Annotated in this window: 27 protein-coding genes and 2 pseudogenes; 11 read left to right on the top strand and 18 right to left on the bottom strand. The window is 63.6% G+C overall.

Features of this window, described 5'->3' with window-relative positions; translation table 11 throughout:
* Positions 1-789: ethanolamine ammonia-lyase subunit EutC (eutC, locus tag P8Y64_04115; GenBank protein ID MEJ2059655.1), on the top strand; the 789-nt coding region annotated here is incomplete at its 5' end.
* 8 nt (positions 790-797) lie between these two features.
* Here the strand turns inward: eutC and P8Y64_04110 are convergent.
* Positions 798-1901, bottom strand: a complete 1104-nt coding sequence (locus P8Y64_04110) for a phospholipase A (protein ID MEJ2059654.1) — start codon at positions 1899-1901, stop codon at positions 798-800.
* A gap of 253 nt (positions 1902-2154) precedes the next feature.
* Here P8Y64_04110 and P8Y64_04105 point away from each other — a divergent pair, with 253 nt between their 5' ends.
* From P8Y64_04105 to P8Y64_04090, 4 genes are all read left to right on the top strand, one after another.
* Positions 2155-2346, top strand: a complete 192-nt coding sequence (locus P8Y64_04105; protein MEJ2059653.1) for a DUF4396 domain-containing protein — start codon at positions 2155-2157, stop codon at positions 2344-2346.
* A gap of 141 nt (positions 2347-2487) precedes the next feature.
* Positions 2488-3429 (top strand): MoxR family ATPase, encoded by a 942-nt coding sequence (locus P8Y64_04100; GenBank protein MEJ2059652.1) that lies wholly within the window; start codon positions 2488-2490, stop codon positions 3427-3429.
* A gap of 2 nt (positions 3430-3431) precedes the next feature.
* On the top strand, positions 3432-4415 hold the full coding sequence (locus P8Y64_04095) for a DUF58 domain-containing protein (protein MEJ2059651.1): 984 nt from the start codon (positions 3432-3434) through the stop codon (positions 4413-4415).
* On the top strand, positions 4412-6397 hold the full coding sequence (locus P8Y64_04090) for a DUF3488 and transglutaminase-like domain-containing protein (GenBank protein ID MEJ2059650.1): 1986 nt from the start codon (positions 4412-4414) through the stop codon (positions 6395-6397). The genes P8Y64_04095 and P8Y64_04090 overlap by 4 nt, the downstream gene beginning before the upstream one ends.
* 68 nt (positions 6398-6465) lie before the next feature.
* Here the strand turns inward: P8Y64_04090 and P8Y64_04085 are convergent, their stop codons facing one another.
* The 3 genes from P8Y64_04085 to P8Y64_04075 form a co-directional block, all read right to left on the bottom strand.
* Positions 6466-6726: an iron-sulfur cluster assembly scaffold protein gene (locus tag P8Y64_04085; GenBank protein ID MEJ2059649.1), complete on the bottom strand. Its 261-nt coding sequence runs from the start codon at positions 6724-6726 to the stop codon at positions 6466-6468.
* A 137-nt stretch (positions 6727-6863) separates the two neighbouring features.
* Positions 6864-7340 (bottom strand): Fe-S cluster assembly transcriptional regulator IscR, encoded by a 477-nt coding sequence (gene iscR / locus P8Y64_04080; GenBank protein ID MEJ2059648.1) that lies wholly within the window; start codon positions 7338-7340, stop codon positions 6864-6866.
* A 167-nt stretch (positions 7341-7507) separates the two neighbouring features.
* Entirely contained in the window at positions 7508-8017 is a 510-nt protein-coding gene (locus tag P8Y64_04075) for a DUF1249 domain-containing protein (GenBank protein ID MEJ2059647.1), read from the bottom strand.
* A gap of 45 nt (positions 8018-8062) precedes the next feature.
* Between P8Y64_04075 and P8Y64_04070 the strand changes: the two genes are divergently transcribed.
* Positions 8063-9697, top strand: coding sequence for an alpha-D-glucose phosphate-specific phosphoglucomutase (locus P8Y64_04070; GenBank protein MEJ2059646.1), 1635 nt, complete (start codon positions 8063-8065; stop codon positions 9695-9697).
* 101 nt (positions 9698-9798) lie between these two features.
* Here P8Y64_04070 and P8Y64_04065 read toward each other — a convergent pair.
* From P8Y64_04065 to sdhC, 7 genes and pseudogenes are all read right to left on the bottom strand, one after another.
* Positions 9799-10167 (bottom strand): annotated as a pseudogene (locus P8Y64_04065) (NifU family protein).
* Positions 10168-10261: 94 nt separating this feature from the next.
* A complete protein-coding gene (locus tag P8Y64_04060; GenBank protein ID MEJ2059645.1) occupies positions 10262-10726 on the bottom strand; it encodes a hypothetical protein in 465 nt (154 codons plus the stop codon).
* The gene (locus tag P8Y64_04055; protein ID MEJ2059644.1) at positions 10689-10931 is read right to left on the bottom strand and encodes a succinate dehydrogenase assembly factor 2; all 243 of its coding nucleotides are present in this window, start codon (positions 10929-10931) and stop codon (positions 10689-10691) included. The genes P8Y64_04060 and P8Y64_04055 overlap by 38 nt, the downstream gene beginning before the upstream one ends.
* Positions 10931-11632 carry a succinate dehydrogenase iron-sulfur subunit gene (locus P8Y64_04050; protein ID MEJ2059643.1) on the bottom strand — a complete coding sequence of 234 codons (702 nt, stop codon included), beginning with the start codon at positions 11630-11632 and terminating at the stop codon, positions 10931-10933. Before P8Y64_04050 ends, P8Y64_04055 begins: the two co-directional genes overlap by 1 nt.
* Positions 11632-13192, bottom strand: a pseudogene (locus tag P8Y64_04045) (FAD-binding protein). Before P8Y64_04045 ends, P8Y64_04050 begins: the two are co-directional and overlap by 1 nt.
* Entirely contained in the window at positions 13189-13530 is a 342-nt protein-coding gene (gene sdhD, locus P8Y64_04040) for a succinate dehydrogenase, hydrophobic membrane anchor protein (protein ID MEJ2059642.1), read from the bottom strand. Before sdhD ends, P8Y64_04045 begins: the two are co-directional and overlap by 4 nt.
* On the bottom strand, positions 13527-13910 hold the full coding sequence (gene sdhC, locus P8Y64_04035; GenBank protein ID MEJ2059641.1) for a succinate dehydrogenase, cytochrome b556 subunit: 384 nt from the start codon (positions 13908-13910) through the stop codon (positions 13527-13529). Before sdhC ends, sdhD begins: the two co-directional genes overlap by 4 nt.
* 168 nt (positions 13911-14078) lie before the next feature.
* Between sdhC and P8Y64_04030 the strand changes: the two genes are divergently transcribed.
* The gene (locus P8Y64_04030) at positions 14079-15125 is read left to right on the top strand and encodes a folate-binding protein YgfZ (GenBank protein ID MEJ2059640.1); all 1047 of its coding nucleotides are present in this window, start codon (positions 14079-14081) and stop codon (positions 15123-15125) included.
* A 45-nt stretch (positions 15126-15170) separates the two neighbouring features.
* Complete coding sequence (gene acs / locus P8Y64_04025; GenBank protein ID MEJ2059639.1) at positions 15171-17132, top strand: acetate--CoA ligase; 1962 nt, start codon at positions 15171-15173, stop codon at positions 17130-17132.
* Positions 17133-17204: 72 nt separating this feature from the next.
* Here acs and P8Y64_04020 read toward each other — a convergent pair whose 3' ends face one another.
* Complete coding sequence (locus P8Y64_04020; GenBank protein MEJ2059638.1) at positions 17205-18083, bottom strand: fumarylacetoacetate hydrolase family protein; 879 nt, start codon at positions 18081-18083, stop codon at positions 17205-17207.
* 80 nt (positions 18084-18163) lie between these two features.
* On the opposite strand from P8Y64_04020, the gene P8Y64_04015 reads away from it, so the two are divergent.
* From P8Y64_04015 to P8Y64_04005, 3 genes are read left to right on the top strand one after another with little or no spacing between them, the layout of a single operon-like run.
* On the top strand, positions 18164-18592 hold the full coding sequence (locus tag P8Y64_04015) for a hypothetical protein (GenBank protein MEJ2059637.1): 429 nt from the start codon (positions 18164-18166) through the stop codon (positions 18590-18592).
* 1 nt (position 18593) lies between these two features.
* Entirely contained in the window at positions 18594-18875 is a 282-nt protein-coding gene (locus P8Y64_04010) for a hypothetical protein (GenBank protein MEJ2059636.1), read from the top strand.
* The gene (locus P8Y64_04005) at positions 18872-19837 is read left to right on the top strand and encodes a hydrolase (GenBank protein ID MEJ2059635.1); all 966 of its coding nucleotides are present in this window, start codon (positions 18872-18874) and stop codon (positions 19835-19837) included. The genes P8Y64_04010 and P8Y64_04005 overlap by 4 nt, the downstream gene beginning before the upstream one ends.
* A gap of 38 nt (positions 19838-19875) precedes the next feature.
* Here P8Y64_04005 and P8Y64_04000 read toward each other — a convergent pair whose 3' ends face one another.
* The 6 genes from P8Y64_04000 to rbfA all read right to left on the bottom strand — a co-directional run bounded on the left by P8Y64_04000 (position 19876) and on the right by rbfA (position 25184).
* Positions 19876-20583 (bottom strand): anti-sigma factor, encoded by a 708-nt coding sequence (locus P8Y64_04000; GenBank protein MEJ2059634.1) that lies wholly within the window; start codon positions 20581-20583, stop codon positions 19876-19878.
* Positions 20580-21122 (bottom strand): sigma-70 family RNA polymerase sigma factor, encoded by a 543-nt coding sequence (locus P8Y64_03995; GenBank protein ID MEJ2059633.1) that lies wholly within the window; start codon positions 21120-21122, stop codon positions 20580-20582. The genes P8Y64_04000 and P8Y64_03995 overlap by 4 nt, the downstream gene beginning before the upstream one ends.
* 279 nt (positions 21123-21401) lie before the next feature.
* Positions 21402-23483, bottom strand: coding sequence for a polyribonucleotide nucleotidyltransferase (gene pnp / locus P8Y64_03990; protein MEJ2059632.1), 2082 nt, complete (start codon positions 23481-23483; stop codon positions 21402-21404).
* Between the two features lie 25 nt (positions 23484-23508).
* Positions 23509-23778 carry a 30S ribosomal protein S15 gene (gene rpsO / locus P8Y64_03985; GenBank protein MEJ2059631.1) on the bottom strand — a complete coding sequence of 90 codons (270 nt, stop codon included), beginning with the start codon at positions 23776-23778 and terminating at the stop codon, positions 23509-23511.
* A gap of 82 nt (positions 23779-23860) precedes the next feature.
* Positions 23861-24775 carry a tRNA pseudouridine(55) synthase TruB gene (gene truB, locus P8Y64_03980; protein MEJ2059630.1) on the bottom strand — a complete coding sequence of 305 codons (915 nt, stop codon included), beginning with the start codon at positions 24773-24775 and terminating at the stop codon, positions 23861-23863.
* 34 nt (positions 24776-24809) lie between these two features.
* Positions 24810-25184, bottom strand: a complete 375-nt coding sequence (gene rbfA / locus P8Y64_03975) for a 30S ribosome-binding factor RbfA (GenBank protein MEJ2059629.1) — start codon at positions 25182-25184, stop codon at positions 24810-24812.
* Between the last annotated feature and the right edge of the window lies 1 nt (position 25185).

Below are 25185 nucleotides of genomic sequence, written 5' to 3'. Positions count from 1 at the left end.
GCGCTTTCCACCCGCCGCGACCCCTGGGTCTTTCTCAAGCGTTTCACCGACGCGCGCATCGCGCTGGGTCACGCCGGCGGCAGCCTGCCCACCGACGCCGTGCTGGAGTTCCGCCTCGCACACGCCAAGGCGCGCGATGCCGTGCATCGTCCGCTGGACGTCGAAGGCCTGCTGACGCAGCTCGAACCGCTTGGCCTGCCGGTGCACCGCGTGCACAGTCAGGCGCCGGACCGCGCCATCTATCTGCAGCGTCCGGATCTGGGGCGACTGTTGAATGAGGGCGATCAGGCTCGCCTGCAAACTGACCCGGCCTCGGCCGTGGGCTGCGACGTGGCCTTCGTGATCGGCGACGGTCTGTCGGCCCTGTCGGTGGAACGGCACGCCGGCGACCTGCTTGCCACCGTCGTCCCCGAACTGCAGCAACGCGACATCAGCATCGGTCCGCTGGTGGTGGCCGAGCAGGCGCGTGTGGCGCTGGGCGATGAAATCGGCCAGGCGCTGAACGCCGAGCTGCTGGTCCTGTTGATCGGCGAACGCCCCGGTCTCAGTTCGCCGGACAGCCTGGGGGTGTACATGACCTGGGAGCCCAAAACCGGGCGCATGGATTCGGAACGCAACTGCATCAGCAACGTGCGGCCCGAGGGACTGCCCATCAGGGCGGCCGCACACAAGCTGCTTTATCTGATCACGGCCGCACGCCAGAAAGGCCTGACCGGCGTAAACCTCAAGGACGAATCCACCACCCTGCCCGACGACGCCGAGGCGCCCGTCATCCTGCCGCCGTTTTAAGGCGCCGATCAGTACCAGGTGGACAGCGAAACCCCCAGGCCGACGTACAGGGCGCGGTGGTTGTAGTCGATCAGACTCTCGCCGTAACCGTTGAAGACCTGTAAATACCCCTTGAGACTGTTCCTGATCGGAAAGGCCCAGTTGAACTCCATGGCTCCGTGGTTCTTGTCACCGCCACGCAGCGAGTGGCGCAGCATCAGCGAATATTCGTTGCCGTCTGATTCATGCACCAGCAATAGATCACCGCGCCCCATGTAATCGCTGATACCGGGGTTGTCGTCGTCGCTCTTGTCCTGGGGAATCCGCACCCAGGGACGCAGCGTGAGGGTCCAGTCGTTGCGCTCCAGGCCCACGGCGAAGGTCACCCGGTTCCAGCTACGCGAGAACGGATCTGAACGGCCGTTGGACTGGTGCAGGATGCCGACGCTCATCAAACGGCTGCGCCAGCCGAAAATGGGATAGTCGGTGGCGAAGACCATCATCACCTCCGGCGCGTAGTCGGTCTCCCGGAAGGGCCGCGAGGTGGCGCCATTATAGAACTGCCAATGGGAGACCTGGGTATAGCCGAACCAGAGATCGCCGTAACGACCGAACACGTTCTGCCAGAGCTTGTCCTTGAAGCTGAGCTGGAATTTCACCTCCACCGGCTGGATATTCAGCGGGCTGGTCACCGTGCGGTCAGGGTTCGGGGAGGAAGGGGTCTTGTTGACGTTGTCGCTGTAGAACAAAGGCAGGATATAGAGCGGCTTGTAGGCCCGGATATTGAAAATCCCCAGCTTGCTTTGCTGGCTCAGCTCCCAGCGGCTGTCGAGCAGGGACCCGGACATGTCCGCCGCCTGCCCCTCTTCCGTGGGCTCGAAAGGAAACAGGTTGTCGGTGTCGGGTTCGCTTTGCGTCTCCGTCTCCGTCTGTTTCCGGCCGAACACGCGGTCGTAGCACTGGAGCCGTGCCGCCGCACCTTCGATGTGAACACAGGCCCTGGGATGGGGATGATGGTGCGTGCCTTCATCCGTCCGCGCTACCTGCGCCGCCGGTGACGGCGGCTCCTGAGCGGCTACCATCAGTGGCAAGCACGAAAGCAGGGCCAGGGACAGAAGCAGCCAGCGTTGCATGAACATCATGACTCCAGTCGACGATGGGTGCGCATCATACCGGGCAATTCACACGATGTCCCTGTATGAAGTCGACACCATTTATTTGGTCGCGTGTTTTTGAATATGCGCGGGATCCCGGCTAGTTTTGAAACTCATCGGCGAAGCGGCTGAGGCTTCCGCCTCACGGTTTGTTTCCCTTAATTTATCTCTTATTTAACATAAAGTTAAATAACTTAGTTAAAGTTATTTTTATGCGAATGGCACGGATGAAGTGAACGCCGTTTCATCACTCGATATCCCGAGCCGGATCGCATTCGCCTTCATGGTCCTGTTCCGGCAGGATCCGACGGTGGACAGCGCGGTCTACTGGTTCATGATGCAAATCGCCATGGTGGTCGGCTTTGCCACCACCTATCCCGCCAACAGGCGGTCGGGGAAGGCGGACATCAAACATGGCATGTAAACTGGGTCGGGACATGCGACACTGATCGACCGATGCCGCCGTGTTTCGGAAAATCGGCCCGGCCATCTGAAATTCAAGGAAACAATTGTTTAATAACAAGCAGTTAAAAAGACTTATTAAAGCAACTAGTCAGGCAAGGATATGGCTCAGCGACCTACCGGAAACCCTTCTCCCGACCTGCGCATCCAGCGCGTGCTGCAAGGCCTGGATCGCATCATCCTCGGCAAGCACCACCAGCTGAAGCTTGCCTTCGCCTGCCTGCTGGGGCGCGGACACCTGCTGATCGAGGACCTGCCGGGGGTAGGCAAGACCACGCTCGCCCATGCCTTCGCCAAGGTGCTGGGGCTGCAGTTCCAGCGCATCCAGTTCACCAGCGACCTGCTCCCCGCGGACATCCTCGGCGTGTCGGTGTTCGACCGCGAAACGGGCGGCTTTCAGTTTCATCCCGGGCCGATCTTCGCCCAGCTGATCCTGGCCGACGAGGTGAACCGTGCCACCCCCAAGACCCAGAGCGCCCTGCTCGAGGCCATGGAGGAACATCAGGTGACCGTGGAGGGCATGACCCGCCCCTTGCCGGAACCGTTTTTCGTCATCGCCACGCAGAACCCACGCCATCAGATCGGCACCTTCCCGCTGCCCGAATCCCAGCTCGACCGCTTCCTGATGCGCATCGAACTGGGCTTTCCCAATCAGCATGCCGAGCGCGCCCTGCTGATGGGACAGGACCGGCGCGACCTGATCGAGTCCATGGAACCGGCCATGAGCGAGGCCGACCTGCTCGGCCTGCAGGCCCGAGTCCGGCAGATCCACGTGGCGGAACCCATCGTCGACTACGTGCAGGCCCTGCTCGCCGCCTCGCGCGAACCGGGACGCTACCGCGAGGGCCTCTCGCCCCGCGCCGGTCTCGCCCTGCTGCATGGCGCCCAGGCCTGGGCGCTGATCGAAGGTCGCGATTTCGTCCAACCGGAAGACGTGCAGGTCATCCTGCCGGCCGTGGCGGGCCACCGTCTACGCCCGGTCGACGACAGTCAGCCCGTGGAAGCCCTCACCCGCCACCTGATCGAGTCCGTCGCCGTCGCCTGACAATGGCATTAAGCGCCCTGCTCTCCCCGCTGCAGGAGCGGTTCGTCCGCTGGATCACCCGTCACGAACGGACGGCCAGCCAGGCGATCCGCCTGCACCGCCGGCGCATCTACATCCTGCCGACCCGCCACGGGCTGTACTACGGCCTGCTGGTATTCGTCATGCTGCTGGGCTCGATCAACTACAGCAACAGCATGGCCTTCATCCTGACCTTTCTGCTGGCCAGCCTGGGCGCCAACGCGATGTGGCAGACCCATCGCAACCTGCTGGGTTTGAATATCCGCTTCAACGGCGTGGCGCCGGTGTTCGCGGGACAGGAAGCGGTGTTTCACTACCAGATCGAAAACCCCACACGCCGAGTCCGCTACGCACTCGCCCTGCAATGGCAGGAGGGCCCGCTCAGCGTGTTCGACGTGCCGGCAGAAGATAATGAAACCGCCGTGCTGCGTGTCCCCGCGACCCGCCGCGGCCGGCTGGAACCCGGCCGGTTCCGCATCCTGAGCCGCTATCCGCTCGGCCTGTTCCAGGCCTGGAGCTGGCTGAGCTACGACAGCGCCTGCCTGGTCTACCCGCGCCCCATCACCACCGACCGCCCTCTGCCGCGCGCCGCCGGCAGCAAGCCGGGTGAAGGCCAGGCCGGCCAGGGCAGCGAGGATTTCAGCGGCCTGCGCGATTACGCCGAAGGCGACCCGCTGCGCCACGTGGCCTGGAAGGCGGCGGCGCGCAGCGACGACCTGCTGACCAAGCAGTTTCACGGCGCGGGGCGCGAGGAGGTCTGGCTGGACTGGGGCGTGCTGCACGGCATCGAACCCGAGCTGCGCCTGTCCATCCTGTGCCGCTGGGTGCTGGATGCCGAGGCGGAGGGGCTGCGCTACGGCCTGCGCCTGCCCGGTATCGAATACGTACCGGACCACGGCGAGGTGCACCGCGACCACTGCCTGCGTGCCCTGGCATTGCACGACCTCCCACGCGGCAACGCGGCATGAGTCAGGCCGCCGCCAAACCGAGCCTGGAGCTGCGTCCGCTGCCGCCACGCGCGCTGCAGTGGCTCATGCTGGCCGTGGCACTGGCCGTGGTACCGCATTTGTTCTTCACCGCACCGGTATTCGCGATCGGCGCCCTGCTCGGCCTGGGACTGCGCGCGTGGCTGGCCGGCACGCAGCGCGGCCTGCCCGGGCGGGGCCTGCTGATCCTGCTCGGGCTGCTCGCCCTGTTCGGCGTGGTCGCCTATTTCCACAAGCTCACCGGGCGCGATCCCGGCGTTGCGCTGCTGTTGCTGATGGTGGGATTGAAGGCGCTGGAAACCCGCAACCTGCGCGACTGCATGCTGGTCGCCTTTCTCGGCTATTTCATCGTCATCACCGGCTTTTTCTACAGCCAGTCGATCCCCGCCGCCCTGTACATGACACTGGTGGTGGTGGCGCAGACCGCCGCGCTGATCGGCCTGACCCAGAGTGAAAGCGGCAGTCCGAAGGAACGCCTGCGCACCGCGCTGTGGCTGCTGGTGCAGTCCATCCCCATGATGATCGTGCTGTTCCTGCTGTTTCCGCGTCTGCCATCCCCGCTGGCCGGTCTGCAGCAGAACGAGCAGATCGCCAGGACCGGGCTTTCGGACACCATGACGCCGGGCGCCTTCGCACAGCTGGTGCAATCCAATGCGGTGGCATTCCGCGCCACGTTCCGGGGAAACCCGCCGCCCGAAGCGGCACGCTACTGGCGCGGGCCCGTGCTGTGGTTCTACGACGGGCGCACCTGGCACATGACCCACGAGCGCGGCATGACGCCCGAGCGGCTGCAACGCACCGCCGATGCGATCCATTACACGGTGATGATGCAGCCCACGAACAAGCACTGGGTGCTGGCGCTGGACATGCCGGGCGCGACCTCGGACGCGCAGATGACCGCGGACCACATGCTGCTGACGCAGCATCCCATCACCGACGTGCACCAGTACACGGTGACCTCTTATCTCAAATACACCCTCGACCCCAAGCTGACAAAGTATGAACAGCGCCTCGCCCTGCAGCTGCCGCGCAATGCCGCGCCCAGGGCCCGCGCCCTGGCCGGACGCTGGCGTGCGGCCGCGTCCGACGACGCGGCGGTGGTGCGCGATGCACTGAACTACTTCCACACCCAGGGTTTCAGCTACACGCTTTCTCCGCCGCCGCTGCAGGGCGATCCGATAGACGACTTCCTGTTCGGCACCCGCAGCGGGTTCTGCGAATACTATGCCGGCAGTTTCGTGGTGCTGATGCGCGCCGCGGGCATTCCGGCGCGGGTGGTCACCGGCTACCTGGGCGGTGAGTACAATCCGTTGGGCAATTACCTGCTGGTGCGCCAGTCGGATGCGCACGCCTGGGCGGAGGTCTGGCTTAAAGGACGCGGCTGGGTGCGGGTCGATCCGACCGCCGCGGTATCGCCGGAACGCGTTTCGGAAGGCATCGGCGGCGCGCTCGGCAATGCGGCCAACGTGCCCTCTTTCCTGCGTCAGGACTACCGCACCTCGCTGATGAACCGGCTCAGCATGGTGTGGGACAGCGTCAATTTCTACTGGAACGACTGGGTGGTCGCCTTCGGTCCGGAAAAGCAGCGCGAGCTGCTCGAGCGGCTCGGCCTGGCCGGCTACGGCCCGGCCGCGCTGATCGGCGGCATGGTGGCAGGACTCGCGTTGCTGCTAACCCTCTACGCCGGCATCTTCGCCTGGCGCAACCGGCCCGCGCGCCGCACACCACTTGAGCGAGTCTACGCCGGTTTGCTGCAGCGCCTGGCCCGACTGGACATCCAGCGCCAGCCTTACGAGGGCCCGACCGATTTCATCCGGCGGGCCAGCCGGCAACTGCCCGCATCGGCACAGGCGCTGCGTGCCATCAACGACCTGTACGTCCAGGCCCGCTACGGCCATGCCGCCAATGACACGGCCATCGCGGAACTCAAGCGGCGCATCGCCGCCCTGCGGCTCGAGCATTAAGCCGGCCATAAAAAAAGGCGGCCCGATGGCTGGGCCGCCCCCACTGACTCCGGCAGAGACCTGATCCGTCAGGCCGTTTTCTGCTCGGGAGTTGCCTCGTGTTTGCTCTGGTAGTCGTGGATGGCCGCCTTGATGGCGTCCTCCGCCAGTACCGAGCAGTGGATCTTCACCGGCGGCAGCGCCAGCTCTTCCGCGATCTGCGTGTTCTTGATCTCCCCCGCTTCCGTCAGGGTCTTGCCCTTCACCCATTCGGTCAGCAGGGAGCTGGAGGCGCTGCCCACGTTGCGCGGGTTTTCGTAGTGGTCGATGACTTTGTCGCTATAGGCCATGGGGTCCTCCGTTGTTCAGTTGGGGCGGCAGCTCAGTGCGCCACCCATTCGACGCTTTTCAGTCCGTTCGTCCACCGGCGTATCGCCGCATAGTCCAATAAATCATCAGATTGAGGTCACTACCGCTCATAGCCACCTCACGCGGCTGTGCTGTTGAACATCATATAGTGGCGATGGGAATCGTAATCCTGCCGCTCGGCGATCTCACGCACCTCGGGACGGTCCATGAATTCAGCCAGCGTGATGCCGTCGAGGAAGTCGTACAGACGCTGGCTCAGATCGTTCCAGAGCTCGTGCGTCAGGCAACGCTCGCCTTCCTGGCAGTCCTCATTGCCGCCGCAGCGGGTGACGTCCACCTTTTCATCCACGGCATCGATGATCTGGGCGATGGTGATCTGATCGGCAGGTCGGGCCAGCCGGTAGCCGCCGCCAGGACCACGCACGCCCTCGACGAGCTTGTCACGGCGCAGCTTGGCGAACAGCTGCTCCAGATAGGACAGCGAGATGCCCTGGCACTGTGAGATGTCGGCCAGCGTTACCGGCCCGATCCGGTCATGAATCGCCAGATCCAGCATTGCGGTAACGGCATAACGGCCTTTGGTCGATAACTTCATGTCTCTCACCCCGACTTTGACGGTGTACCAAATTACGAGTTGGGTAGATGCTTTATACAATTGTTGACCAAACTAGTCAAGAATAGTTCCAGCCGTAAGACCTACACCGAATACAGGTATTTTTCATTTAATAACAGGTAGTTAAACGATATTCCTGAGAAGGAATATCAGGCTAACTGAGGGAGAAATTGAGAATAATAGTCAGAATTACCAGGCTTCAGGGCGAAGCCGTGATTCTGGCGCAGGCAATAGGACAACCACTTGTAGAGAAAGCGGTTCAGGCGCCATTTGCACAACAGGGCGCTTTGCTCGGGATGGCGGAGCACGTCCTCGGTCGAAACCACCCCGCCCTTGTCATTGCAGTAGCGGCTCATGACTTCAACCTGACGGGCGTCGTGGTAGACCCGCAGGGTCAGGTCCGGGCGGGGCGTGAGCTCGCCCGCCTCCTGAAAGTAATAGGTCAGGTTGAGCGTGGTGGTGTACTTGCAGCGCTCGAGAACGTGCAAGTACAGTGGCAATGCATCCGGCACCGCCGAAACTGACTCGTCCGGCAGGGCATGGATATCGCCGCAGAGACAGCGCAGACGAATATAATTCGCCTCATACATCTCCATGAGCGCCGCGAAACTCTGGGGTCTCGGACTCTCGCAGCTTCGGCAATTGAGTGTAATCTGCATGGCAGAATCTTAGCACGGCCCATTCACAGCCAACATTCATCCAACATGAACATCGTCACCCGCCAGACCACTCCGTTTACAGACCAGCGTCCGGGGACTTCCGGACTGCGCAAATCCGTCACCACCTTCAAACGCACCCACTATCTGGAGAACTTCGTCCAGTCCCTGTTCGATACCCAGACCGGGCTCCGGGGCGGCCTGCTGGTGCTCGGCGGCGATGGCCGATACTACAACCGCGAGGCCATCCAGACCATTTTGCGCATGGCCGCCGCCAACGGCATAGGGCGGGTCATGGTCGGCCAGAGTGGCCTGCTTTCGACGCCGGCCGTCTCGGCATTGATCCGCAAATACCGCGCCCAGGGTGGCATAGTCCTCTCGGCCAGCCACAACCCCGGCGGTCCCCAGGGCGACTTCGGAATCAAGTACAACGTGGCCAACGGCGGCCCGGCACCCGAAGCCGTCACCGAGGCCCTGTACGAATACAGCAAGGGCATCAGCGTCTACCAGACCCTGGACAGCGGCCATATCGACATCGACCACCCCGGGCAGCACCAGTTGGGCGACATGGCGGTCGAGGTGATCGATCCGGTGAACGATTACGCGGAGCTGATGCAGGAACTGTTCGACTTCGACCAGATCCACCAGCTGTTCAACTCGGGACTGTTCGGCATGCGCTACGACGCCATGCACGCCGTCACGGGGCCGTATGCGTTACGGATCATCGAGCAGATCCTGGGTGCCCAGCCGGGAACCGTTCTGCGCGGCCAGCCCCTGCCCGACTTCGGCGGCGGCCACCCCGATCCGAACCTGACCTACGCCAAGGAGCTGGTGGAGATCCTGTTCGGCCGCGATGCCCCGGATTTCGGCGCCGCCTCGGACGGGGACGGGGATCGCAACATGATCCTGGGCCGGCATTTTTTCGTTACCCCCAGCGACAGCCTGGCAATACTGGCCGCCAACGCCCACCTGGTGCCCGGTTACCGCAACGGCATCGCCGGCATCGCCCGCTCCATGCCAACCAGCCAGGCGGCGGATCGGGTCGCCGACAGCCTGGGCATCGAATGCTTCGAAACCCCGACCGGCTGGAAATTCTTCGGCAACCTGCTCGATGCCGGCCGTGTCACGCTGTGCGGCGAGGAAAGCTTCGGCACCAGCTCCAACCACGTGCGCGAAAAGGACGGCCTGTGGGCCGTGCTGTTCTGGCTCAACCTGCTGGCGGTGAAGCAGGAACCGGTGGAAAAGATCGTGCGCGACCACTGGCGGCGCTTCGGCCGAAACTACTACACCCGACACGATTACGAAGGCGTGGAAACGGACGGCGCCAACGCGCTGGTCGAACACGTACGCGCCCAGTTCGGCGAATTGCAGGGCAAACGCTTCGGCGATTACAGCGTGGCCTACGCAGACGACTTCGCCTACACCGACCCCATCGACGGCAGCACCAGCGAACACCAGGGCCTGCGCATCGGTTTCGAGAACGGAGCACGCATCGTCTACCGCCTTTCCGGCACGGGTACCAAGGGCGCAACCCTGCGGGTTTACATCGAGGAATACGAACCGGATGTGGAAAAGCAGAGCCGCGATACCCAGAAGGCATTGGCGGAGCTTATCCACCTGGCAGACCACATCGCCGGTATTCAGCATCATACTGGGCGGGAACATCCGACGGTGATTACCTAACGTGAGGAGTGAAGCGTATGGCGTCAGGAGGGAACGTGAACGACCGTCAGGGATGAGGTGAATAGATACACCTCACGCCTTACCCCTTTACGCCTCACCCTCTAAAACGTATTCACCACCTCGGCCACACCGGGCACCTTGGAGCGGATCAGGCGCTCGACCACATTGCGCAGATCCAGCGTCGCACGCGGACAGCCGACGCAGGCACCCTTGAGGCGCACGTGCACGGTGCGATCGACGATGTCGACGAATTCGATGTCGCCGCCGTCCTGCATGAGGATGCGGCGCGCCTCTTCCACGGCCGCCCTCACCTTCTCCTCGTCGATCGGCTCTTCGGCGGGTGCCTCCCCGGCCTCGCGCGCCGCCAGGGTCTGCGCACGGTCGATACGCAGGGCGAGCTCGACGTCGAGTTCTTCGATGGCGTCGAGTTCGTCTTCCGTATAGAAGTGATCGGGATCCTGGCTGAGAAGCTGATCCAGCTGTTCCTGAACGGTCGGCATGTCGGTATTCACGGGGCAACAACGAACAAGAGCCGATTATACCGCGGGCTCGTAGGTGGCCGCGTTATCCCTCAGGCTGCATGGGGTCTCGCACGGGGCGCCCGGCTTCGCGGCGCAGCCGGATGCGCAGGCGGCGCATGATATCCGCGTCCACCGCATCGCGGAACAGCGGCAGGGTGATGTGCCGCCGTTTGTCACCGAACCTGAAATTCAGGATGACCAGCCATGGGCCCACCCAGGTATCGTCGCACAGGGTTGCCGGCTGCCATGGCAAACCGGGACCCGCAACTTTCCATTGCCCGTCCGCATCCCATGCCGCTTGCGTGATCACGGTCTGGCGGCGACGTCCGACAGTGGCGTACAAGGAGCCGAGCACCAGGCATTCCAGCGGCAGCGTGAGGTAAAGCGTGAATCCGGCAAGCAAGACGGCGAGCGCGGCAAGCAGGTGCAGGCCCAGCGTCCAGCCCAGCAGCCAGCGGGACGGGCGGGGTTCAATGCGCAGCGTGGGCGCGGATGGCCTCAACGACATGTCTCAATACCGGATCGGCCGTCTGCATGCGGCCCATGAGGATTTCCAGCAACGTCTGGTCGGGATAGTCGAGCAGGCGCAGAAAACCGGCCTGCCCCGTTTCGTCGAGTTGATCGTAGCCGCGCTCCAGAAACCCCCGCAGCATCAGATCCAGCTCCAGCATGCCCCGCCGGCAGCGCCAGGCGAGTCGTTCGCGCTCGCCCATTACACCGACTTTTTCAGCATCCGCTTGCGGATATCGCCGATCGCCTTGGTCGGATTGAGGTGCTTGGGGCAGACCTGGGTGCAATTCATGATGGTGTGGCAGCGGTACAGCTTGTAGGCGTCGTCGAGCTGTTCCAGGCGTGCGTCCGTTTGCTGGTCCCTGCTGTCCTTGATAAAGCGTGCCGCCTGCAGCAGCGCCGCCGGGCCGAGGAACTTCTCCGGATTCCACCAGTAGGACGGGCATGCTGCGCTGCAGCAGCCACACAGGATGCACTCGTACAGACCGTCCAGTTCGGCACGATCCTCCGGCGACTGCAGGCGCTCCACCTCGGGTTCCGGGTCTTCGTTGATCAGGTAGGGCTGGGTCGAGCGGTACTGATGGAAGAAATTCTCCATGTCCACCACCAGGTCACGCACCACCGGCATGCCCGGGAACGGACGGATCTCGACCGGTTCCTTGAGCGAGGCGAGCGGCGTGATGCAGGCCAGGCCGTTGCGACCGTTGATGTTCATGCCGTCTGAGCCACACACGCCTTCCTGGCAGGAACGGCGGAAGCTGAGGGTCTCGTCCTGCTCCTTCAGCTTGATCAGGGCGGCCAGCAGCATCATGCCCGGTTTGATTTCCGCGTCCGGCAGCTCGAAGTCCTGCATGTAGGGCTGCGAATCCTTTTCGGGGTCGAATCGGTAAATCGAAAAGCGCATCAGTACACCCTCTCCTTCGGCGGGAAGCTGTCCACGGTAAGCGGCTTGGTCCGCACCGGCTTGTAATCCAGCGAGTCGGTCTGCAGGTTGTAGAGGCTGTGGCGCATCCAGTGGGCGTCGTCGCGCTCCGGATAGTCGATGCGCGAATGGGCACCGCGGCTTTCCTGGCGCGCCAGCGCCGAGGTCGCCGTGGCCAGCGCGCAGTCCATCAGGTTCTCGGTTTCCAGCGCCTCGACCCGGGCGGTGTTGAACACCCGGCTGTGGTCCTGCAGCCGCGCGTCCTTGAGGCGTTCGGCCAGTACCTTCACCTTGTCCAGCCCCTCGTGCATGACATCCTCGCGGCGGAACACGCCGAAGTGTTCCTCCATGGCGGTCTGCAGTTCTCGGCGGATCGCCTCCGGCGCTTCACCCTCGCCCTTGGCGTCCCAGCGCGTCAGGCGCGCCATCGCCCGTTCCACGCCCGCTTCGTTCAGCGGACGGTGATAGCGGTTTTCCGCCAGGTGCTCGATGATGTGATTGGCCGCGGCCCGCCCGAACACCAGGATGTCGAGCAGGGAGTTGCCGCCCAGGCGGTTGGCGCCGTGCACGGACACGCAGGCGCACTCGCCCGCGCCGTACAGTCCGAACACCGGCTCCTCGGGGGTGTCCTTGACCGGCACCACCACCTGCCCATGGCGGTTGGTGGGAATGCCGCCCATGGTGTAGTGGTTGGTCGGATAAACCGGGATCGGCGCATCGATCGGGTCGATGTGCAGGAAGGTCTGGCACATGTCGCGGATGCCGGGCAGGCGCTGCTTGATGACGTCGGCGCCGAGATGGTCGAGCTTGAGCAGGCAATGATCCTTGCGCGGTCCGCAGCCGCGGCCTTCCTTGACCTCCAGATAGATGGCGCGGCTGACCACGTCGCGGCTGGCGAGATCCTTCACGTGCGGAGCGTAGCGTTCCATGAAACGCTCGCCCTCGCCGTTGACCAGATAACCGCCCTCGCCGCGCGCGCCCTCGGTGATCAGCATGCCGCGCCCGGCGATGCCGGTGGGGTGGAACTGGAAGAACTCCATGTCCTGCAGGGGTACGCCGGCCCGCAGCGCCATGCCCATGCCGTCGCCGGTGTTGATCACTGTGCAGGATGGCGTGACCGGTGCGGTCGGCCGCGGCGCAGGTGCGCACGGCCTGGTCGCCGCCGAAGTTCTGGCTCTGGCCGCCGAAGGCGCGCTGGTAGATCTTGCCGTCGTCGAGACGGGAAAACGGCACGCCCGAATGCTCGAGCTCGTAGACGACCTTGGAGGCGGCGCGGCACATGTACTCGATCGCGTCCTGATCACCCAGCCAGTCGCTGCCCTTCACCGTGTCGTACATGTGCCAGTGCCAGTTGTCCGGCAGCACATTGGCCAGGGCGGCATTGACGCCGCCCTGGGCGGCGACGGTATGCGAGCGTGTCGGGAAGACCTTGGAGACGACCGCAACGTTGGCCTCCGCGTGGGCGAGCTGAAGCGCGGCGCGCAGACCGCCGCCGCCGGCACCGATGATCAGGGCGTCGAATTTTCTGCGGGTGATATTCATACGAGCACGACCTTGAGCAAGACGAGTCCGGCCCAGAGTCCGCAGCCGACCAGAAACAGCGCGATGGCGAACAGAACGAAGAGCCTGAGGATGAAGGGATGGATGTAATCGAGAACGACGTCGCGGATGCCGACCCACGCGTGCAGCAACAGCGCGACGTAGGCCAGCGAGACGGCCAGCAGCATGCCGGGCTCGCCGATCCACTGGCGCCAGGCACCGTAATCGCCGGGCGGCGCCAGCAAGGTATGCAACGCGACGTAGATGACGAACAGGGCCAGGTACACCGCGCTCATGCGCTGCACCACCCAGGCCCGCAGACCGCTCAGGACGCGATTCATTTCAGCCACCCCCAGGCCGCCAGCAGCAGCGCGATCGCCACGGCGCTGACGACCACGGTCCAGGCGGTGCGGCGCGCCGTCAGCCGGTCGACGCCGAGGTCAATGTCGATGAAAAGGAAACGGATACCGGCAAGCAGGTGATGAACCAGCGACCAGAGCACAAGAATGGTGAACAGGGCAATCCACGGTTTGTTAAACAGCTCGACCGCCTTGCCGTATCCCGCCGGACCGCTGAGCGAAAGGTCCAGGGCGTAGATCGAGAAAGGGATCGCCAGAAACAGCAGCACGCCGCTCACTCGGTGCAGAAAGGAGGTTATGCCCGTAATTGGCAGCCTGATCTTGAACAGGTTCAGGAATACCGGCCTGCGTGCTGGTGGCATTGCGCTCCTCCGCCCCTAGGGGTTTTTATTATGAATGAATAATATATTAAACACTATAACATGACAGTCGTTTGCTTGGACAGTGCCCGGCTGTCATGGTTTGGCCCTTACTCCAGTCGGTATGATGAACTAACATAGCTGATTGTAAGAAACCATGGCCTTAACTCAATGAAACCGGAATGGAAAACCTTCCTGGCAGATGCGGGCGCGGAATTCGAGGATGACCACGTCGCGAATTTCGGCAACCCGGAGCGCGAAAAGCGCGTCACCACGACCGGTACCGTCATCTGCGATCTGAGCCATCACGGACTGATCGCCGCATACGGCGACGAGGCCCAGGCGTTTCTCCAGGGTCAATTCAGCAACGATGTCCATCAGGTGGGCGATACGCACAGCCAGTTGAGCAGCTATTGCAGCCCCAAGGGGCGCATGCTCGCCCTGTTCCGCCTGTTCATGCTGGACGGGACCTATTATCTGAGGCTGCCGCGCGAGACGCTCGAAACCACGCTCAAGCGGCTGCGCATGTATGTGCTGATGAGCAAGGTCACGCTGGAGGACGCCAGCGATGCGCTGGTGCGCATCGGTGTTTCCGGGCCCGACGCCGAGACGGAGCTGTCCGCGGTGGTCGGTACGCTGCCCCGGACGGTCGACGAGGTCGTCAGCGGCAAAACCTATACGGTTATCCGGATCAACGGGCCGCACCCCCGCTTCGAGGTCTACGGCCAGCTCGAGGCCATGACGCGCCTGTGGGATGCGCTCAACGTACACGGGGCTCCGGTGGGTGCCTCTTCATGGGCACTGCTGGACATCCTGGCCGGCGTCCCGACCGTTCACCCCCAGACCAGCGAGGCCTTCGTCCCGCAAATGGCGAATCTGGAACTGATCGGTGGGGTGAGCTTCAAGAAGGGCTGTTATCCCGGCCAGGAAATCGTGGCACGCATGCAATACCTCGGCAAGAACAAACGCCGTATGTACCGCGTGCATATCGGCGCGGAGACACGCCCCGCGCCGGGAGAGGAAATCTACGCCAAGGATCAGGGGGAGCCCGTCGGCAAACTCGTCGACGCCCAGGCACATCCGGACGGCGGCTACGAGGGGTTGGCCGTATTGCTGATCAGCGCGGCCGAAACCGGGGAACCGCTGCGCCTCGGCACGAAGGGGCCCGCCGTCGAACTCGGCACCCTGCCCTACGACATACCCGCCATCGCCAGCTGACGCTGCCATCACAATCAAATCAACACTAGGCAAGAGAGAGATGACATGAGCGAAAACATCGAATCCGTCCTGCACGAAACCCGCACCTTCGATCCGCCGGAGTCCTTCGCCGAGCAGGCCCGCGTCCAGGGCCCGACCCTGGTGGAGCTGTACCGCAAGGCCGAGGAGGACTACGAAGGTTTCTGGACCGAGCAGGCAAAAAAAGAGATCGACTGGCACAAGCCCTTCACCGTCGGCCTCGATTCGAGTAACGCCCCTCATTACGCCTGGTTCACGGACGGGCTGGTCAACGTTTCCTACAACTGCCTGGACCGCCATCTCGCCGAACGCGGCGACAAGGTCGCCATCCGCTTCGAAGGCGAGCCGGGCGATACCCGCCTCATCACCTATCGCGAACTGCATGCCGAGGTCAGCCAGTTCGCCAATGCCCTCAAGGCGCAGGGCATCGAAAAGGGCGACCGGGTCATCATCTACATGCCCATGGTGCCGGAGGCCGTGGTCGCCATGCAGGGCTGCGCCCGTATCGGCGCCATCCATTCCGTCGTGTTCGGCGGCTTCTCCGCCGAGGCCCTGCGCGACCGGGCTAACGACGCCCGGGCCAAACTGATCATCACCGCCGACGGCGGTCATCGCGGCGGCCGGGTGGTCGAACTCAAGGCCGCAGTCGACAAAGCGCTCGAGCACGGCTGTCCGACGGTCGAAAAAACCATTGTGTTTCGCCGCAGCGGCGAGGACATCCCCATGGTCGAGGGTCGCGACCTGTGGTGGCACGACGTCATCGAGGGGCAGAGCACCGAATGCGAACCTGAATGGGTGGAGGCCGAGCACCCGCTGTTCCTGCTGTACACCTCCGGCTCCACCGGCAAGCCCAAGGGCATTCAGCATTCGACCGCCGGTTACCTGCTGAACGCCATCGTCACCAACAAATGGGTCTTCGACCTGCACGATAAGGATGTCTTCTGGTGCACCGCCGACGTCGGCTGGATCACCGGTCACACCTACATCACTTACGGTCCGCTGGCTGTCGGCGCCACCCAGGTGATGTACGAGGGTGCGCCCACGGTACCGGACGGCGGCCGCTTCTGGAAGGTCGCCCAGGATCACGATGTGAGCGTGTTCTACACCGCGCCGACCGCGATCCGCGCCCTGATGAAGTTGGGCGACGATTTCCCCAATGCCTACGATCTGTCCAAGCTGCGGTTGCTGGGCACCGTGGGCGAGCCGATCAATCCCGAGGCCTGGATGTGGTACCACCGGGTGATCGGTCAGGAGCGCTGCCCCATCGTTGACACCTGGTGGCAGACCGAAACCGGTGCGCACATGATCGCCCCCCTGCCCGGCGCGACCAGCCTCAAACCCGGCTCCTGCACCATGCCCCTGCCCGGCATCGACGCCGACGTGGTCGACGAGCACGGCAATTCCATCACCGAGCCCGACAGAGGCGGTTATCTGGTCATCAAGAAGCCCTGGCCGTCCATGCTGCGCACCGTGTGGGGAGACGACGAGCGTTATCGCAAGACCTACTGGCCGATGTTCGACGGCAAGTACTACCTGGCCGGGGACAGCGCCCGGCGCGACGCCGACGGCTATTTCTGGATCATGGGCCGCATCGACGACGTACTGAACGTCTCCGGCCACCGCCTGGGCACCATGGAGATCGAATCCGCCCTGGTCGCGCATGATGCCGTCGCGGAAGCCGCCGTCGTCGGTCGTCCGCACGACATCAAGGGCGAGGCCATCGTCGCCTACGTTATCCTCAGGGGCGAACGTCCCACCGGCGATGCCGCCACCAAGATGGTTGACGAGCTGCGCGACTGGGTGGCGGAGGAAATCGGCCCCATCGCCAAACCGGACGAGATCCGCTTTGCCGACGGCCTGCCCAAGACACGCTCCGGCAAGATCATGCGCCGTCTGCTGCGCACCATCGCCCGCGGCGAGGAAATCACTTCCGACACCTCCACCCTGGAGAACGAACAGGTGGTACTGCAGCTGCAGGGCAAGGCGTAAGCACGCACCCTATGCCCGCCCCGGCTCCGCCGGGGCGGGTATTTTTATGCCTGACCGGAACCGTCGCGGTGGTCAGGCGGGATCGCGTTCGTCCTTGCGGACGGGGTTACGCAGAGTACCGATACCTTCGATCTCGACCTCCACCTGGTCACCGTCCTGCAGCCACACCGGCGGCTTGCGCGCGAAGCCCACGCCGGCCGGCGTACCCATCACGATCACGTCGCCCGGATACAGGGTGCAGCATTGCGACAGCACCGACACGGTTTCGGCCACCCCGAAGATCATGTCGGCGGTATCGGCATCCTGCATGACCTGGCCGTTCAGACGCGTGGTCAACCGCAACCCGGCCCCGCCGGGCGGCAGCTCGTCGGCGGTGACGAACATCGGGCCGAAGCCGCCGGTGGCATCGAAGTTCTTGCCCAGCGTCCATTGCGTGGTCTTGAACTGGTAATCGCGCGCCGAGGCATCGTTGAAGCAGCTGTAGCCGGCGACATAGTCCAGGGCCCGCGCCTGCGGGACACGACGCGCGGCGCGTCCGATGATCAGCGCCAGCTCGCCTTCGTAATCGAGCTGTTCGGTGCACTGGGGCAGCAGCAGCGGCTGTTCGTGGGCGACCAGGGAACTGGCGCTGCGCACGAACACGGTCGGCGATTCGGGTTTTTCGAAGCCGCCCTCGTCCGCGTGTGCGGCGTAGTTCAGCCCCAGGCAGAAGTACTTGCCGGCATTTTCGCTAACCGGGCGAAACGTCAGCGATTCGAGGGGATGCCTCTGCAGGGTCACGGCGCGTTTGACCGCATGTTCGATATACTCGAACGCCGTACCGTCCGAGTGCAGCAGATCGACCAGGTTGTCAGGCAGGGCGGGGTCGGCCGCCTTGAGCGGAATGACCTCGTCTCCGTCCAGCACGCCGATAGTCGACCTGCCCTGATCCTCAAAAGCAACAAAACGCATGTCGTTTCACCCCCCTCATGTATTGATCGTTATCCTGTTTTATTACGCCCGCACCGGTCTGCCACGGCCGGATGCACCGGGTGGCGGCAAATTCTAAAATTGTTCCTATAGAGCAAGCACAACCAGCCATGGCCAATCACTCCATGAACGCCGTTTCGACCACAGTGGAAATCGAAGGTGCCGACGGGGCATTACAGCATTATCCCGATCCGATGGCCCTCATGGTCGCCTGTGCCGGCGATTACAGTGGCCACAAACCGATGCAGCTCGGCGAACCGCTTGCCGCCAGCCGGCTTTCCGGCCGGCCCGGTTATCTCTATCGCCGCGACGATATCGAAATCGTATTGACGCGCGATGAGCTATTGCGCCTGATTCTCAATGCCCTGACACCGGACGAATTTCGTAAACTCCGTGAGCTGTTCGGGGCACTAAACGAAATCGGCCCTGAATTCTACGATCAGGACAGCGGCAAGGCGCTGCAGCCGAAGGTCAAGGTACCCCAAGACTGACATGGATGCACTCGAACGAAAACTGATCGACTGGTACCGGCGCGACGCAATCCAGGCCAAAGGCTGGGCGCCGCGCCTGTTCTGGCTGCCGGGAACAGACGGCACCCCCTATGGTGCCCTGAAGGTGGACGGTCGCGAATTGGAAGTTCTGTTCGCCACGATTCTCGGGGAACCCTCCGAGTGCAAGGCACTGCTGGACGAACAGGCCGGCGGACGCGGCACCTTCCTCGCCGCGAATGCCCGGCGCCACGAACTGCCCTTGCTGACGCCGCACCCGGCATGATTCGCGAAAGCACCTTTCGGCCGCCGCGCTGGTTCCGCAACCCCCATCTGCAGACACTCTGGCCGGTGCTGTTCAAACCCCGCCCGAAGCTGCCCCTGCAGCGTGAGCGGCTTGAGCTGCCGGACGGAGATTTCCTGGACCTCGATTGGGGACCCGTGCGTCAGGGTCCGCTCGTGCTGGTACTGCACGGACTGGAAGGCTCGATTCGCTCGCACTATGCCAGCGCGATCATGCATGCCCTGATCGAAGCGGGCTATACGGCGGTGCTGATGCATTTCCGCGGCTGTTCGGGCGAGCCCAACCGGCTGCCCCGCGCCTACACCGCCGGCGACACCGTCGATCTGGCGCAAGTGGTCGAGGTGATCAGCTCGCGGTACCCCGGCAAGCCGCTCGCCGCGATCGGCTATTCCCTGGGCGGCAACGCCCTGCTCAAATGGCTGGGCCAGACGCGGGATGCAAACCCGTTGACCACGGCCGTGGCCGTCTCGGTACCCTTCGACCTGAGTGCGGGTGCCCGGCGCATGAAAAAGGGTTTTTCCAGGCTGTACCAACGGCACCTGGTGGGTCGTCTCAAACGAACCATACAGCGCAAACAGCGGCTGGGCCTGATGGGCCGGGATCATCAGCCCTCCCGGCTGCGCAATCTGCACACCTTCCTGGAATTCGACGATGCGATTACCGCGCCCCTGCACGGTTACCGGGACGTGCATCATTATTATGGCGATGCCAGCAGCCGGCAGTATCTCAAAGACATCAGCCGCCCGACGCTGATCCTGCACGCCGAGGACGATCCTTTCATGTTTCCGGATAGTGTACCGAACGCCGAGGAGCTCTCCGCCACGACAGAGCTGGAACTCGCCCGTTACGGCGGACATGTGGGATTCGTCGCCCACCCGCTGCGCATGAAGCAGCACGGCTGGGTGGAAAAAAGCGTCCTGGACTGGCTGCACCGGCATATCTAAAACCGGCGCAGCCGTGGGGATTCCCCGTTGAGGAAGACTCAAAGCATCGAGATCACGGTGCCCTGATACATGACCTTGCCGGTCGGCTGCCCGGTCGGCGAACCGCCCCGCGGTTCCATGCTGACGGCAAGCTCGGCGGTATGGTCCAGGGCCTGCCAGTCTGCACGGGTCAGATGAATCCTGCTTTCCTGGCCGCGGGACAGCACGGCCATGGACACCGCCTTTTTGGTGTTCTTCATGATGCACCAGAGCTGCATGTCCTCGTCCTCGGGCATCTTCGGTTTGTGCATCATCTTCACGGTGAGCATGTTGGTTTTGTGATCGGCGGTCGCGACGATCATCGGCTTGTGGTCCTGCGAGTTCAACACCACCACAAAGGCCGGCGTGGCCCCGCCCGCCGGCGGTCGAACCAGCCAGACACCGCCCAGCACCAACACCAGTGCCAGCGAGGCGAAGGTGGCCGTACGCCAGAATCCCAGGCTGGCCAGCCAGCCGATGCCCGGTGGTTTTCGGACCTCCGGCAGGTCGCGTTGCACGGCATGCCATACGTGCGGCGGGGGTTCGGTCGGCGGCAGGTCTTCCACCAGGGGATGCAGTCGCTGCTCGAGCACCTCCACGGCATGGCGGATATAGGCGCGTTCCTCCATGAGCTGGACAAAGCGCCGCCGGGCCGGGCCGGTCAATGTCCCCAGCACGTACTCGGCGGCCAGCGCCTCGTAAACTTCGGGCTTCTGATAACGCTTCATTCCAGACACTCCCGCAGGCTCTGCATACCGCGGCGTATCCAGGCCTTGATCGTGCCCAGCGGCGTCTGCAGCCTGTCGGCCAGTTCGGAATGGGTAAGCCCATGGTAAAAGGCGAGCAGTATGCTCTGCCGCTGGGATTCGGACAGCGCCTCCAGGCAGCGCATCAGGGCCGCCCGATCGCGTCCGCTGGCGACCGAATCCAGCGGACCCGGCTCCTGGCTTTCGAAGGCCATGTCCTCGAACTCGACGTCGACCTCCGCCGGCGCAGATTTCATGCTGCGCAGCAGATCCAGGCAACGGTTGCGCAGGATGCTGGACATCCAGGTCATCGGGGCGCCCTTGCCGGGGTTGTAACTCGCGGCATGGCTCCATACCTTGACGAACCCTTCCTGCAGGGCGTCCGCAGCCAGGCTTTCATTGCGCAACAGACGCAGGCATACGGTATACAGGCGCGGCGATGCGAGCCGGTAAAGGCGCTCGAATGCGCGCCGGTCGCCCTGGCCGCAACGTGCGAGCAGATCGCTGAGTTCATCTTGCATGAAAGATCCCTTGCTTCGGCCAGCGGAGGCCCGGACCGGGCCCGCTTCGCCCCCGCGTGCGGGCGGCATAGGCCATCGCCTCTTTTTCGCGAACATAACAGAATTTGAGGCTGCAATCCGCATGATGTACCTCAACACTGCCGATCCCGGCACCTCCCGGGCAGTCCGTCACACTAGCCTATACGCAAAAGCCGGGGCACTGGATGCCGGCCGGCGCCTGCAACGGGCACAAAAAAGGCCCCCGCAGGGGCCTTTTCCGCATTCGAAGGTCAGGTTCGCTTACTGAACCGCCTTCATGCTGAGGCGGATCCGCCCCTGCTTGTCGATTTCCAGCACCTTGACCTTGACGATATCGCCTTCGGACAGCTTGTCGCTGACGCTGGCGACGCGCTCTTCGGAGATCTGGGAGATGTGCACCAGGCCGTCGCGTCCGGGCAGGATGGTGACGAAGGCGCCGAAGTCCATGATCTTGGCGACCCGGCCTTCGTAGATCTTGTCGACCTCGACGTCGGCGGTGATCTCCTCGATCCGGCGGCGAGCCTCCTCGCCGGCCGCACTGTCGACCGAGGCGATCTTGACGGTACCGTCGTCCTCGATGTCGATGGTGGTGCCGGTCTCCTCGGTCAGCGCACGAATCGTGGCGCCGCCCTTGCCGATCACGTCGCGGATTTTCTCCGGATTGATGCGCATGGTGATGAAGCGCGGTGCGTAGGCCGACATCTCCTCGCGCGGCGCGCTGATCGCCTCGGCCATCTTGCCCAGGATATGGATACGGCCTTCCTGGGCCTGGGCCAGCGCCGTTTCCATGATCTCGCGGGTGATGCCGTCGATCTTGATGTCCATCTGCAGGGCGGTCACGCCGTCCTGGGTACCGGCCACCTTGAAGTCCATGTCGCCCAGGTGATCCTCGTCGCCGAGAATATCGGACAGCACGGCGAACTGGTCCCCGTCCTTGATCAGGCCCATGGCGATACCGGCCACCGGCGCCTTGAGGGGTACACCGGCATCCATCAACGCCAGACTGGTGCCGCAGACGGAGGCCATGGAGCTGGAACCGTTGGATTCGGTGATCTCGGAAACCACGCGGATCACGTAGGGGAAGTCGTCCCCCTTCGGCATCACGGCCTGCACGCCGCGCTTGGCCAGACGACCATGGCCGATCTCACGGCGCTTGGGCGAACCGACCATGCCCGTCTCCCCGACGCAGTAGGGCGGGAAGTTGTAGTGCAGCATGAAGTGCTCTTTGCGCTCGCCTTCGATGGCATCGATGATCTGCGCGTCACGGGTGGTGCCCAGGGTCGCGACCACGATGGCCTGGGTCTCGCCGCGCGTGAACACGGCGGAGCCGTGGGTGCGCGGCAGAACGCTGGTACGAATGCTGATCGGGCGCACCGTGTTGTTGGCGCGGCCGTCGATGCGCTTTTCGCCGGCCAGTACGCGGCCACGCACGATGCGCTTTTCGAGCTTGCCGAAGGTTTCCTTGACGGCCTCGGCATCGGGACCTTCGCCCTCTTCCACCGCCAGCTTCTCGACCACGGCCTGACGCAGCTCGGCGACGCGGTCCTGGCGCTGCACCTTGTCGGCAATCTGATAGGCGGTGGTCAGATCGGCCTCGCAGGCACCGGCGACGGCCGCAACAAGGGATTCGTCGGCAGGTGCCGGCGTCCAGCCCCAGGAGGGGTTGCCCACCTCGGTCGCCAGCTCGTTGATGACCTTGATGACGGTCTGCATCTGTTCGTGGCCGTACATGACCGCGCCGAGCATGACCTCTTCGGAAAGCTCCTGCGCCTCCGATTCCACCATCAGCACGGCCTTTTCGGTGCCGGCGACGACCAGATCGAGCTGGGAATCGGCCAGTTCCTGCTTGGAGGGGTTGAGCAGATATTCACCATCCCGGTAACCGACGCGGGCGGCGCCGATCGGGCCCATGAAGGGGGAGCCCGTGATGGCCAGTGCGGCGGAGGCGCCGATCATGGCCGGGATGTCGGGATCGACTTCCGGGTTGACCGACATGACCGTGGCGATCACCTGCACCTCGTTGGTGAAGCCCTTGGGGAACAGGGGGCGCAGCGGCCGGTCGATCAGGCGGCAGGTCAGCGTCTCTTTTTCGCTGGGACGCCCTTCGCGCTTAAAAAAACCGCCGGGAATTTTACCGGCGGCATAAGTGCGTTCCTGATAATTGACCGTGAGGGGGAAGAAATCACGGCCCGGATCGGCCTCTTTCTTCGCCACCGCCGTCACCAGGACCACGGTGTCGCTCATGTTGACCATGACCGAACCGGTGGCCTGACGGGCGATCTCGCCAGTCTCCAGGGTCAGCGTATGGGAACCGTATTGGAAAGACTTTTTGATAGCTGTCACGTTGCTCAACCTTACCTCTTTGGATTTATCGACGCAGACCCAGGGAACCGATCAGTTCCTGATAACGGCTGACGTCCTTCTTCTTGAGGTAGTCCAGCAGCTTGCGGCGCTGGTTAACCATCTTCAGCAGGCCACGGCGGGAATGGTGATCCTTCTTGTGGGACGCGAAGTGGCTGGTCAGGTGCTCGATGCGAGCAGACAGCAGGGCCACCTGCACCTCGGGGGATCCGGTGTCACCAGCAGCGCGCTGGTATTTCTTCACGATATCGGTTTTTTGTTCGGCGTTCAGAGACATGCTCTCAATACTCCAAATACGGGTTCCTGAAAAAGGGCCGAATTCTAGCACGGAAGTGGCAATTTTGGTAAGAAAATCTGCCTCATACGCGATGAGACATCAGACGCTGGGGTGCCACCCAGCCGCCGCCCAGGGCGCGACCGATGCCCAGAAAGCGCTCACCCGGGCCGAGCAGGCAGAGCAGCCCCGCCTCGGGGGCATCCGGGTTGCGGATGCGCCGCCCCTGCCGCAGCTCGGTCTCCAGCGCCTGATCCAGGCGCAGGCTCGGCCAATGGGCCAGCGCCGACTGCATGGGGATCAATGCGGAGTCCAGTTCGCCGGCCTCGGCGAGATCGGCCAGTTCCGCCAGGGTGTACATGCGCGGCGCGTCATAAGGCGCGACGCCGACACGGCGCAGCAGTGAGACATGGGCGCCGCAGCCCAGGGCGCGGCCGAGGTCCTCGACCAGGGTACGGATGTAGGTGCCCTTGCTGCAGCGCACGTCGAGCATCAGGCGGTCGTCCGTGCGCGACAGCAGTTCCAGGGCGAGAATGGTCACCCGGCGGGGCTGACGCTCGACCACCTCGCCTTTGCGGGCCAGCTCGTACAGGCGCCGTCCCTGATGCTTGATGGCCGAGTGCATGGGGGGGATTTGCTCGATCTCGCCGCGAAACCCGGCCAACGCGGCCTCGATGCAAGCCTCGTCCAGGGCGGGCACGGCATGGCGCTCGATCACCTCCCCTTCGGCATCGCCGGTATCCGTCACCACGCCGAGCTGGGCCTCGGCCTGATAATGCTTGTCGGCATCCAGCAGGTAGGAGGAGAGCTTGGTGGCCTCACCCAGACAAATCGGCAACAGGCCGGTGGCCAGCGGGTCCAGGCTGCCGGTGTGACCGGCCTTGCGGGCGTTGAACAGGCGTTTGACGCGTTGCAGGGCCTGGTTGGAGGAAAGCCCCCTGGGTTTGTCGAGCAACAACACCCCGTGGACGTCCCGACCCTTGGCTGAGGAACGACGCATACTGGTTTGCGATTCGGTTTCCGGTTGAAGGGGATCAGTCGTCCGGATCGTCGTGCCCGGTGTCCTGCCGATGAAGTTTGGCCAGCAGTGCGTCGATGCGCGCGCCCTTTTCTCCGGTATCGTCGTAGATGAACCGCAGCTCGGGAATCACCCGCAGGTGCAGCTGCCGCCCGAGCAGGCGGCGCAGGAAACCGGCGGCGTGATTCAGCGCCTTGCCGGTCTCCTTGACGTCGCCGTTACCCAGCAGTGTGAAGAACACCTTGGCGTGCGAAAGATCGCGCGACACCTCGACCTCGGTGATGGTCACCATGCCGACCCGGGGGTCCTTGACCTCCTCGCGCAGCAGCTGGGCCAGATCACGGTGGATCTGCTCGCCGATACGCAGGGTGCGCGAATATTCCTGGCTCATT

The organism is Gammaproteobacteria bacterium (assembly GCA_037388465.1).
GTDB lineage: Bacteria > Pseudomonadota > Gammaproteobacteria > SpSt-1174 > SpSt-1174 > JARRKE01.
Note: the sequence above shows the minus strand (reverse complement) of the source record. Positions and strands in the feature narration are given on the sequence as shown.